The 10,451-nt window shown below is 63.5% G+C and carries 11 protein-coding genes and 1 pseudogene; 8 read left to right on the forward strand and 4 right to left on the reverse strand.

Translation table 11 applies throughout. From position 1 onward, the window contains the following. Nucleotides 1-158 precede the first annotated feature (158 nt). From P3W85_RS34570 to P3W85_RS34585, 4 genes are all read left to right on the forward strand, one after another. The gene (locus tag P3W85_RS34570; protein WP_276268073.1) at nucleotides 159-890 is read left to right on the forward strand and encodes a FadR/GntR family transcriptional regulator; all 732 of its coding nucleotides are present in this window, start codon (nucleotides 159-161) and stop codon (nucleotides 888-890) included. A 103-nt stretch (nucleotides 891-993) separates the two neighbouring features. After that, the gene (locus tag P3W85_RS34575) at nucleotides 994-2,190 is read left to right on the forward strand and encodes a methyl-accepting chemotaxis protein (RefSeq protein ID WP_017229475.1); all 1,197 of its coding nucleotides are present in this window, start codon (nucleotides 994-996) and stop codon (nucleotides 2,188-2,190) included. A 430-nt stretch (nucleotides 2,191-2,620) separates the two neighbouring features. Continuing rightward, complete coding sequence (locus P3W85_RS34580; protein ID WP_035815303.1) at nucleotides 2,621-2,995, forward strand: RcnB family protein; 375 nt, start codon at nucleotides 2,621-2,623, stop codon at nucleotides 2,993-2,995. A gap of 366 nt (nucleotides 2,996-3,361) precedes the next feature. Next, entirely contained in the window at nucleotides 3,362-3,682 is a 321-nt protein-coding gene (locus P3W85_RS34585) for a high-potential iron-sulfur protein (protein ID WP_035815305.1), read from the forward strand. 256 nt (nucleotides 3,683-3,938) lie between these two features. Here the strand turns inward: P3W85_RS34585 and P3W85_RS45675 are convergent, their stop codons facing one another. Next, nucleotides 3,939-4,142, reverse strand: a complete 204-nt coding sequence (locus P3W85_RS45675; RefSeq protein WP_430869677.1) for a hypothetical protein — start codon at nucleotides 4,140-4,142, stop codon at nucleotides 3,939-3,941. A gap of 55 nt (nucleotides 4,143-4,197) precedes the next feature. Between P3W85_RS45675 and P3W85_RS45680 the strand changes: the two are divergent. Continuing rightward, a pseudogene (locus P3W85_RS45680) lies at nucleotides 4,198-4,434 on the forward strand (helix-turn-helix domain-containing protein); the annotation flags it as partial. A gap of 211 nt (nucleotides 4,435-4,645) precedes the next feature. Here the strand turns inward: P3W85_RS45680 and catC are convergent. The 3 genes from catC to pcaD all read right to left on the reverse strand — a co-directional run bounded on the left by catC (nucleotide 4,646) and on the right by pcaD (nucleotide 7,368). Further along, on the reverse strand, nucleotides 4,646-4,921 hold the full coding sequence (gene catC / locus P3W85_RS34600) for a muconolactone Delta-isomerase (RefSeq protein ID WP_017229478.1): 276 nt from the start codon (nucleotides 4,919-4,921) through the stop codon (nucleotides 4,646-4,648). A 36-nt stretch (nucleotides 4,922-4,957) separates the two neighbouring features. Then, nucleotides 4,958-6,292, reverse strand: a complete 1,335-nt coding sequence (locus P3W85_RS34605) for a short-chain fatty acid transporter (RefSeq protein ID WP_017229479.1) — start codon at nucleotides 6,290-6,292, stop codon at nucleotides 4,958-4,960. Nucleotides 6,293-6,546: 254 nt separating this feature from the next. Then, entirely contained in the window at nucleotides 6,547-7,368 is an 822-nt protein-coding gene (gene pcaD / locus P3W85_RS34610) for a 3-oxoadipate enol-lactonase (protein WP_276268075.1), read from the reverse strand. 927 nt (nucleotides 7,369-8,295) lie between these two features. On the opposite strand from pcaD, the gene P3W85_RS34615 reads away from it, so the two are divergent. The 3 genes from P3W85_RS34615 to P3W85_RS34625 form a co-directional block, all read left to right on the forward strand. Then, nucleotides 8,296-9,078 carry a DUF6597 domain-containing transcriptional factor gene (locus P3W85_RS34615; RefSeq protein WP_276268076.1) on the forward strand — a complete coding sequence of 261 codons (783 nt, stop codon included), beginning with the start codon at nucleotides 8,296-8,298 and terminating at the stop codon, nucleotides 9,076-9,078. A gap of 105 nt (nucleotides 9,079-9,183) precedes the next feature. Continuing rightward, complete coding sequence (locus P3W85_RS34620) at nucleotides 9,184-9,537, forward strand: VOC family protein (protein ID WP_017229482.1); 354 nt, start codon at nucleotides 9,184-9,186, stop codon at nucleotides 9,535-9,537. A 277-nt stretch (nucleotides 9,538-9,814) separates the two neighbouring features. Further along, on the forward strand, nucleotides 9,815-10,451 hold a 637-nt coding region (locus P3W85_RS34625), incomplete at its 3' end, for an MFS transporter (RefSeq protein WP_276268077.1).

A 10,451-nucleotide genomic window follows, 5' to 3' on the forward strand; every position in this document is an offset into this window, starting at 1 on the left:
GGCGGTCGAGTACAATTTGCCGTTGCTTTTGCGGCAGCGCTTGCGCCCGATGGCGCGCCCGGATTGCCGCTTGTTGCCATTTGCCGCTCGCGGCCGTTGGAGCCGGGCCTTTTCCGGTCTTCCCCGCCTTACCCACCGCAGGACTACATCGCCAGACAATGGTCACAGCCACCGCCATCTCCGCCAACGCCGCCACCCTGATCCGCGAGTGGATCGAAGGCGGCAAGTATCCGGCCGGGTCGCTGCTGCCGTCGCAACGGGACCTGGCGGAGCAGCTAGGCATCAGCCGCACCTCGCTGCGCGAAGCCCTGTCCACGCTGCAGGGGCTCGGGCTGGTTGTCTCGCGGCCGGGCAAAGGCGTGTACGTGGCGGCCGACGCTGCCAGCGGCGCGGCGCCGCAGTGGCGCTTTTCCACCTCCCATGCGCTGACCGATATCTACCAGCTGCGCTTTGCGCTGGAAGGATTCACCGTGGGGCTGGCCGCCGCGGCGCTGTTGCCGGAAGACATCGAGGCCTTGCGCGAGAACGCCGAGGCGATGCGGGGCTGCATCGATGCCTCCGACTTCACGCAGGCGGCCCGGCTGGATTTCGATTTCCATATGCGCATCATCGCCATTGCCGGCAATCGCGCCATCGCCGATATCCTGCGCAACAGCACGGACGTGATGCAGGAAAGCCAGCGGCTGCCGTTCTACCAGCGCGGCAGCCGCCACGCCACCTATACCGAGCATTGCGCCATCATCGATGCGCTTGCCGCCGGCGATGCCAGCCTTGCGCAGCGCGCCATGTCCGATCACATCGTGCGCGCGGCGCAGCGTGCGGGCGTGCATTTTCCGGCCGGCGCCCGCGCTGGCGATGGCGCAGCGCCGCGGGATCCGCAATCGGTCTGAAGCGAAGCACGGCTGCATCCGGCAGCTCCCTAAAGTTCTTCCGCGACCTGCCGTTAGCCGAATGACGAAGCAGGCGGAGTCCAAAAAAAGGGGAGATGCAGCAATGACGTTACTTGCCAACCTGAGTACTCGTGCGCGCCTTGGCGCGGGTTTCGCGGTAGTGCTGCTCTTGATGGCCGCAGCCATCGCCGTCGGGCTCAGCCAGTTGCCGGGCACGGCGGGTGGCAATGCGGAACAAGCCGCGGACTCCGCGCGAACCCTGATGTTTGCCCTCTGGCTGGTAGCCCTGCTGGCCTGCGCCGCCTTTACCTATGGCATTGCGCGCGGCGTCGAGCAACCACTTGGCGAGGCGGTCTATATTGCCGAAACCGTTGCATCCGGCGATCTCAGCCAGGAATTCGAAACCGAGCGGCAGGGCGAGTTCGGCCGGCTGCTGCGCGGCATGGGCGAGATGGAAGACATGCTCACCGACCTGGTGAGCCGGATCAAGGAATCGACGGACTCCATCACGGATGCGTCGAAACAGATCGCCGCCGGCAATACCGACCTGTCGCAGCGAACCGAGGAACAAGCCGCCGCGCTGCAGCAGACCGCTTCGAGCATGGGCGAGCTGACCGCCATGGTCAGGCAGAACACCGAACGCGCGCACGCGGCGAACGAGCTGGCGGCCAACGCCTCGCATATCGCGCAGCGCGGCGGTACGGCGGTGGGGGAGGTCGAGGAGACCATGCAGGCGATCAGCGCCAGTTCGAAAAAGGTCGTCGATATCATCGATGTGATCGAGGGCATTGCATTCCAGACCAATATCCTGGCCCTGAATGCGGCCGTGGAAGCGGCGCGCGCGGGCGAGCAGGGGCGCGGCTTTGCCGTGGTGGCGGGCGAGGTGCGTACCCTGGCGCAACGCAGCGCCGCGGCGGCCAAGGAAATCCGTGGGCTGATCGGCGACTCGGCGGATCAGGTGCGCAACGGCTCGGTACGGGTGGAACAGGCCGGCCAGACCATGCGCGAGATCGTCACGGCCTCGCGGCAGGTCACGACCATCCTGGGCGAGATCGCGGTGGCATCGGCGCAGCAGGGCAGCGGGATCGAGCAGGTGAACCAGGCGGTAATGCAGATGGATGCCGTGACGCAGCAGAATGCCGCGCTGGTGGAGCAGGCTGCTGCCGCTTCTTCGGCCCTGGCGGAACAGGCAAACCAGCTGCAGGGTGCGGTCGGCGAATTCAAGCTGGATGCCGTCCCCGCAGCCAATGCCCCGGCGCAGGCCCGCTTCGCCGGCGGGCTCCGTGGCGCGCACGCTTGAAAGCGATCCGCTAGCGCTCATGCCGTGCGATGCGGGCTTGGCGGTTTCCCGCCGGCGCCCGGCGATGGCATCGGCGTATCGCGCAGCACAGCTTCCGGTGTGATATCGGCGGCATCTCCTGACTGCCGTCCCGACGCGCCAGTTTTTACAAGACCGGCGGAGATTTCCCTGCCGGCCAGCTCCCTGCTGTCTCTTTCTGTCCTCACCGGCCGAGGCCAACATCCTGGCGGGCGCCCGATCCGGCGCTTTCCGACTCCATGCCGCCCGCAGATGCTATCCCAGCCACTATCCTTAAGTCGGGCATCGACGTTGCGAGCCTGCTTGTCGCGACAAGTCATTCGCGTGGATTGCTGACGGCGTGGCGCTTTGTCTTTGTTGGAACGACCGTTCAGGTGCCAGGGCCGTGGCGGCCAATCAAAAGGAGTGCTCAATGACAAGAACCGTAGGAAACAGATTACTGCTGGGCGCATTGCTTGCCGGCGGATTCCTGGTCTCGGCTTCGAGTTTCGCGCAGCCGGACCGAGATCGCGACCGAGGTCCCGACCGCGGTTATCAATACGGGGCCCAGCATCGGGATGACCGTGGCGACCATGGCGACCGCGACAACGCGCGGGGCGGGCCCGGCCATTGGAACCGGGGTGACCGGCTTCCGCCGGAATACCGCGATCGCCAGTACGTGGTGGATGACTGGCGTGGGTATGGCTTGCCGCCGCCGGCGCGAGGCCGCCATTGGGTGGGGATCGGAGCCGACTTCTACCTGGTCGGACCCAATGGCGCGATTGTCGAGATAGGCGAACGGCGCTAGCACCGGCTTGCGCCATGAATCGAGGCCGCCTTTCCCTGTACGGGGGTGCGACGTAAAGTCGCATGAGCCCGCGCAGCAGCGTGCCTGCCGGCGCCAGCGCCGACAGGCACTGCTTTCGTTCGTGCCTCTTTGGCCCATATCAATGCCGCGCGAGTGCACCGTCGGCTAAACTCGATCCGGACCCGCGCCAATCGACCGGCGGCGTGTCTGCCCTTTCCTTGCACGCTGTTTGCGCACTGTTGCGCGAGCAAGGTCCGGGCCGGTATCCAGGCGCGCGCTTCCATGGGCGCGCCGATGATTGACGGATGGTGCGGCGCAATATAAGCGTACCCGTCCAGCTTGTCCCCCCCACAAAAAGGATTAAAGATGTCAACTCGTCGTAATTTCTTGAAGGGCATTCCGATCATTGCGGCGGCAGGTGCCTTGGGCGTTCCCCTGGCATCGCGAGCCCAGGGCAGCGGCCCGATGGTGGATGAGAAGGATCCGCAGGCCGTCGGCCTGGGCTACAAGGCGGATTCGGCCAAGGTCGATAAGGCCAAGTACCCGAAGCATGACGCCAGCCAGCACTGCGGCAACTGCCAGCTCTTCCAGGGCAAGGCGACCGATGCCAGCGGCGGCTGTCCGCTCTTCGCCGGCAAGCAGGTCGCGTCCAAGGGCTGGTGCAGTGCATGGGTGAAGAAGGCCTGATCGTCCCGATGGTGTGAAGGAGACGGTGGGCGTGGGAGTCTGGACACTGGCCGCGCCTGCCGCAAGAAGGTTTCGCGTCCTCATCTCATCTCGTCAAGTTGCTGGAGACGGACGCCCTGCCTTATCGCAAGACGGGCAAACATCGGCGCGTGCGCTTTGCCGATCTGATGCGCTTCAGGAACGCGGTCGCGCGAGCAGGCGATGGAGGCGCTGGCCCAGCAAGCTCAGGCGTTGAGGTTGGCGCTGTCGGGGCGGTTCAGGGCTCGATGGCGCGCGCAAATTCATGACGAATGGAAACGTTATCTCCTGAAGAGCCGAGGCGACCTTGCCGGCGCGACGAATCTCGCGCCAGCGACAGACCGAGGGCCGCGCCCGCGACGCCTGCGGTGAGCATCAGCGCGCTCGCGGCCGACCAGCCGAACGTGCCGACGAGTGCACCGATCAGGAGTGGCCCGAGCACCTGACCTAGTCCATCGCATCGTTGAAATGGCACCCCATTCATCCATGATGGATGCATGGGAAAAATGAACTTGGACGAGCTCGAGCGAGAGCAATTGTTGGCAGCCACGCGCAGCGGATGTGCGTCGGGCCAGGTTGATCCTGATGCTTGAAGCGGGGAATCGCGCGACGCGATCATGCAGCGGCTCGGTTGCGATTCGCGCTTCATCGCGCGTTGGTCGCGCCGGTTTCTGGCCGAGCGGCTGGCGGGTCTGTACGCACGCCATCCCGGCAGAGTGATCGAAAATCAGCCGTTCGTGATGCGCGGGAACGAGGCGCCGCGAGCGCGAGCGGCGCATGCGCGGCTTCCGCCTGCCTTTGCTTTGTCTCGCTATTGGCAAGCTGACCGTGCCCTCGCCATCGATCCCGACCGCTCGTGTGGCTACGCCCCCGGCTGGCAACAGATCCGGGCATGCCCGACGTCATCGTCACCCGGGGCGCTTCACAGCGGCGTTTCCCGCGCTATCAGATCGCAGACGGATGGCGTGCAAGCGGCGTGACCGAGATTTTCATGAACGGGAACAACGGCAATTGACTTAACAGCGTATGCAGTTCGTCATTGCTTTCCACGTCGAAAATGCTCACGTTGGCGTACTGACCCACCACGCGCCAGATGTGCGGCCATTTTCCCGAGCGCTGCAGCGCCTGAGAGTATGCCTTCTCGTCGGCCTTGATCCGCGCCGCTTCCTCGGCAGGGACCGAGTTGGGAATATCGACAAGCATTTCAACCATGAACAACATTTCATTTTCCTCGATATACGAATGAGACCATGCGAATTACAGATGCGGCCATGCAGAAATGACCGTAATGTAAATTGCGCCCACCAGGAACATTGATAACACCGTATAGCCCATTATGTCCTTCAGTTTGAGCCGCGAGAGCGCCAAGGCGGGGAGGATCCAGAACGGTTGCACAAGATCGTTCCAGGCATTGCCCAACATGACCGACATGGAGGTTTGGGCCATTGAAGCGCCCATCGCAGTCGCAGCATCTATCATGAACGGCCCCTGGATTACCCAATGCCCCCCTCCAGACGGCGCAAAGAAGTTGATGATAAAGGAGCTGATCAGCCCCCAAAACGGCAACGTCATTGGGGTGGAAATGTCGATGAAAACGTGTGCGATCGTCTTGACCAGACCGGACGAGGCCATGATTGCCATGATGCCGGCGTAGAATGGGAACTGAAGAATGATGCCGCCGATCGTCTTGACGCCCTCGTTGAGCTTCTCGACGTAGTTGATCGGCGTGCCGAGCAACAGGATACCGAGAAATAGGATAAAGAAGTTGATCATGTTGAGGTCGAGCGCTCCGCCTTGCACGAAGTGCTGCGCGACATACAACATACCCAGCCCACCGATCAGATAGCTCAAGATGCGGCTATTGTTAAGCTTCGATGCAATCGTGTTGTCACCAAGCAGATTTTCCGCGCCTGTGTGCTTTTGTTCCGCATCGTCCAATCGTGCGTCGATTTCCGTAACCGGTTCCCCCGCCTTCGGGTGCATCGCGGCATTGAGCAGCGGAAGCAGGATCAGCACGGCAAGACTGGTCAGTAGGATTGGCGCGGAGAAAATGGTTTCGGTCAACGGCACAATCCCCATCTTGCCCTCGAAAGCATGCCCCTTGGTCGAGATCAGTACCGGGATCGTCGCGGACAGGCCCAAGCCGTACATCGTGAATCCACTGTAGGCGGCGGCGATGATCAACGGGTAGTGCACCCCCTTGACGTTGCGCGCCAACTTCTTCGCGACGATACCGCCGATCACGAGGCCAAAGCCCCAATTCAGATAGCTACCGACACAGCCGACCAGCGTGGCGACAACCACGGCGGTTCGCGGCTGATTGACCCGAGACACGATCCTGTCGAGCAGGCGGTCCATGATCGGCGCGGTGGCAAGTACATAGCCCATGGCAAGAATGACTGCCATTTGCGTCGTGAACGACAGCAGGCTCCAAAACCCTTTTCCCCAGTCGACGTTTGTCACCAGAGGCATACGTCCTTCAGTAGCAATGGCGAGCACCATAGTAAGTATGGTGAGCAAAATTGCAAAAACGAACGGATCAGGCAAATAGCGCCGCATCAGTTCCGTAAAAAAACCTGTGATCTTTGTCATAAACCTTGTCTCTGGGCGCTGTGATTATTAATCGCGTAGTCGGACCGCGTTTAGAGGATTGAGTTTAGAGGATGGAAGCAACCGCACTTGCGGGAAATCGTGCAGTGGTCTCGTTTTCCAATGCTTTGAGTTCGTCGTCAGATAGACTATGTCCCATAACGCAGGAATTTCGCCAGCAGGTGATAAGTACGCGCCCGCACAATCAGGCGCGATGAACGGGGACAGATTTGATGACTCGTCTGGTAGCTCCGTGATCATTCCTGTGGTATCGCGCCACATCCGGATAAGAATGAAATAATGGCTGCATTGAACTGCTCGGGTGCTTCAAGATTGGACAAATGCGATGCCGGAACGGTGGCAATGCGCGAAAACGCAATCGCTCGTTGCATGGACTCAGCTTCGGCCACTGTCGTCACCGGATCCGCCGCGCCTGCCAACAGTAGAGTCGGAACCGAAATACGGTCGATCTGCGTCCACAGATCCGACACCGCCAAAGCCTCGCAGCATGCAGCATAACCTTCGGGGCTGAGCCCTGCAATCCACGACTGCGCGCGCGCTACGAGTTCGGGCGCGCACCGAGCGAAAGCGTCAGTGAACCATCGCGAGGGCGACGAGGCAGCCAGATCCGACATCGCAGCGCCGCCGCCTTCGCGCACCTGTGCCGCACGGCTGGTCCACCCGTCGCGGGTACCGATCTTTGCCGCGCTATTGCAAACCGCGATGGCGTCAAAGCGTGCCGGCGCATTGATGCCGAGCCACAAGCCCGTGTGCCCCCCCATCGAAATGCCGCAGAAGCTGGCGCGGGGTACATCTAGTGCGTCAAGCAGTGCGATGACGTCTTCCCCCAGTTGATCAAACGAATAAGGACCGGGCGTCACGACGCTGCCGCCGTGGCCGCGCGTGTCATAGCGCACAACCCTGTAATCTCGCGAGAACGTTTCGGCCTGCACGTCCCACATTTCCAATGTGGTGCCAAGAGAGTTGCTGAAAACAAGTACTGGCGCGTCGGTTGGGCCAGAGAGTGCGACACGCAAACAACCGGTGCGGGTGTCGATGAATTTGATGCTTCCGGACATGATCCTTTTTCTCAAACCCGTTCGCTTACGAAGCGGGCTCATGGTCCGCGCTTTTGCTCAGGTTGCAAGCGCGCAGGCCGTTGGGGATGCAAGGTGCCGCTGGGCGTCCAGCGGGTATCCCAGAGTGGTGGTGCGCCGTTCGGATTGGGGCACCGGGTGGGCCCGACGCGAATGACGCGGCCAAGCCTTGGATGCCGACGCTCCCTGAATGCCTGTTGGGCAGATTCGGCTGGGGATTACCCCGATCCCGGTGCGCAGCGCATATTCACCGGAATGTTCTATAGGCGAACAATGGTTCGTTGCAAGAACGATACGGATTCTAGTTCCATGTCTTTGCGCGTGCCAGCGTCGTTTGGTAATGGTTTACCCCACCCTCAACGATCAGGTCAGTCAGATCAGGTGCCCGATCGCGATAGGAATACCCATTCCTGGCTCCCCCCGCACAGCTCCCGGCGAGGTTCATGCGGGTAGTCGTCCGCGCTCCCGCAACTCGCGCGGGAACGAACGGAATACGGCAGGACGCGGTCGGCACGACGACTCCAGCAGCCCTCGCTTGCCCAATATCCGGAGTCGTTGAGGTGCAGGGGGGGCCGAGCGGGCATAGGCCTTTACGCGTTCGCCGGGCGACCGCGCCGCGCAAAGAAGGCCGGCCGCTGGCCAGCGCCCCAAGAACGGCAGGGAGGAAGGAAGGGGCACGCCTGGTGCAGGGATCGCGCGGCCGGAGGCTTCGCGCGCAATATTCGCCGTTTCCCAAGGCGAACGCCCGGGTGTCTCCCAGTTCGAATTGAACGGATAAGGGATGGCGTCAAGGCGTCGACGATGGCGTTTGCTGGGCGCTCCGTTATCCTGTGTGCTTTCCCGCTTCGCCGGCCCTGGCGGCAGGGCCGGCTTCCCGCAACATACTACGCAGTTCTTGAACTGGCACGCATGCAAGAAAGAGAGTACCCCGCCCTGGCCGGGGCCGTCGGGCAGTATAGCGAGACCCGGCCAAGGCAGGAGCTGCGAGAGCATTTCCAGTGCATGTGGACCAGCGTGCTGCCGGCCGGCCAGGCACCGGAAGTGGCCGTGGTGCCGGATGGTTGCGTGGACCTGCTCTGGAGCGCTGGCCGGTTGCTCGTGGTCGGGCCGGATATCACGGCGGCCAGGCCCCAGCTGGCGCCCGGCGCGGCGGTGCTGGGCGCGCGGTTTCAACCGGGTGCCGCGCTGCACTGGCTGGGCGTGCCGATGTCGGACCTCGTCGGCAGGAAACTCGACCTGGCCGATCTGTGGGGCCCGCGAGCACAGGCGATGGCCGGGCAACTGGCCGAGGCGGAGGCAAACGGCCGGCAGGCGGCGGTGTTCCAGAGCGAACTGGCGAAGCGGATTCCGCTCGTCGCACCCCCGAGCCAGGAAGCGGCGGCGATCTTCGCGCTGGTGCAGGCCAGCGCCGGCACGGCGGGCGAGGCGATTCCGCTGGTGCTGCGCCATCTTGGCCTCAGCGAGCGGACGCTCAGGCGCCGCAGTCACGAGCATTTCGGCTACGGTGCGAAGACGCTTGAACGGATCCTGCGGTTCCAGCGCGTCCTGTCGCTGGCGCGAGCGTCGCCGGAAGCCGGCCTGGCCGCCATCGCGGCGGACGCGGGCTACGCCGACCAGGCGCACCTGAGCCGCGAGATCCAGTCGCTCGCCGGCATGACGGCGAAGGTTCTGCTGGGCCAGGTGCGCGCCTGAGTGGCCGTTTTATTCAAGATTTCCGTTGGCCGCCGGGCGAACATGGTGTCCATCGTCAAACAACGTCAACCGGCGTCAATCAATGTCAACCAGCAAGGAGTGGTAATGGGAACCAGGGGCCAGGACCGGCAGATCGACAATATCGAGTTCAACGTCAGCGACATCGCCCGTGCCAAGGCATTCTACGGCGCGGTCTTCGGCTGGACCTTCACGGACTATGGGCCCGCCTATTGCGAATTCAGCGATGGCCGGCTGACCGGCGGCTTTACGACCGGTGAAGAAGTCCGGCCTGGCGGACCGCTGGTCATCCTGTACGCCGACGACCTGGCGGAAACGCAGCGGCGCGTGGAGGCAGCCGGCGCTACGGTGGTCAGGGCGGTATTCTCGTTCCCGGGCGGCCGGCGCTTCCACTTCCAGGATCCGGACGGATACGAGCTCGCGGTCTGGTCGGCGGCATAGGGTGTTTCCGGCATCCGCCCGCCAGCCTCGAACCCGTCGCCAGCAAACCTTCGCGTTTTCCCTTATTGTGTCGGCTTACCGTGCGCAGCATCCGTTTTTTCGATGTGCGCCACGGTTCATGTATCAGACAACTCAAACAATAATCGGGCAATAGCGGCGGGCGCAAGAGCGGATGGGCGGCAACGCTTCCCGGCTGCCGCCCGGCCGGCGGGAACTGGTAGATACAGTGTCGAACACAGCGGATTCCAACCTTGCACCCCTTGCGGCGGACGCCCCCCTGACGTCGCAGCAACGCCGCGGCATGGCCGCCATCCTGCTGGCGGTCTCTCTCGCCACGCTCGATACGGCGATTGCCAATACCGCCCTGCCGGCCATCGCCGCCGACCTGCACGCCACGCCGGCGGCATCCGTGTGGGTGATCAATGCCTACCAGCTCGCCATGGTGGCCACGCTGCTGCCGTTCGCGGCGCTCGGCGGCATCGTCGGGCACCGGCGCGTTTATCTTGGCGGGCTGATGCTGTTCCTCGGCGCGTCGCTGGTCTGCGCGCTATCCTGGTCCCTGCCCACGCTCGCTGCAGCGCGCCTGCTGCAGGGCGTCGGCGCGAGCGCCATCATGAGCGTGAACGCGGCGCTGATCAGCGCCATCTATCCGCCGCACCGGCTCGGGCGGGGCGTCGGGCTGAACGCGCTGATCGTCGGCGTGTCGTTCGCGGTCGGGCCCACGGTGGCGTCGATCATCCTGTCGCTCGGACCCTGGCCATGGCTGTTTGCCGTGAACCTGCCGATCGGCCTGCTGGCCCTCTACATTGCCTGGTCTGCGCTGCCGCAGACCGCACGCGGCTCGCACCGCTTCGACCGCGTCGCGGCGGGCTTGAACGTGGTGATGTTCGCCGCGCTGATCTTTGCGCTGGGGG

This window comes from Cupriavidus basilensis (assembly GCF_029335485.1).
Lineage (GTDB): Bacteria > Pseudomonadota > Gammaproteobacteria > Burkholderiales > Burkholderiaceae > Cupriavidus > Cupriavidus basilensis_E.

Coding starts and splice junctions, on each gene's coding strand:
- P3W85_RS34570 (WP_276268073.1), top strand. CDS start 159: ATGGTCACAGCCACCGCCATCTCCGCCAACGCCGCCACCCTGATCCGC.
- P3W85_RS34575 (WP_017229475.1), top strand. CDS start 994: ATGACGTTACTTGCCAACCTGAGTACTCGTGCGCGCCTTGGCGCGGGT.
- P3W85_RS34580 (WP_035815303.1), top strand. CDS start 2,621: ATGACAAGAACCGTAGGAAACAGATTACTGCTGGGCGCATTGCTTGCC.
- P3W85_RS34585 (WP_035815305.1), top strand. CDS start 3,362: ATGTCAACTCGTCGTAATTTCTTGAAGGGCATTCCGATCATTGCGGCG.
- catC (WP_017229478.1), bottom strand. CDS start 4,921: ATGTTGTTCATGGTTGAAATGCTTGTCGATATTCCCAACTCGGTCCCT.
- P3W85_RS34605 (WP_017229479.1), bottom strand. CDS start 6,292: ATGACAAAGATCACAGGTTTTTTTACGGAACTGATGCGGCGCTATTTG.
- pcaD (WP_276268075.1), bottom strand. CDS start 7,368: ATGTCCGGAAGCATCAAATTCATCGACACCCGCACCGGTTGTTTGCGT.
- P3W85_RS34615 (WP_276268076.1), top strand. CDS start 8,296: ATGCAAGAAAGAGAGTACCCCGCCCTGGCCGGGGCCGTCGGGCAGTAT.
- P3W85_RS34620 (WP_017229482.1), top strand. CDS start 9,184: ATGGGAACCAGGGGCCAGGACCGGCAGATCGACAATATCGAGTTCAAC.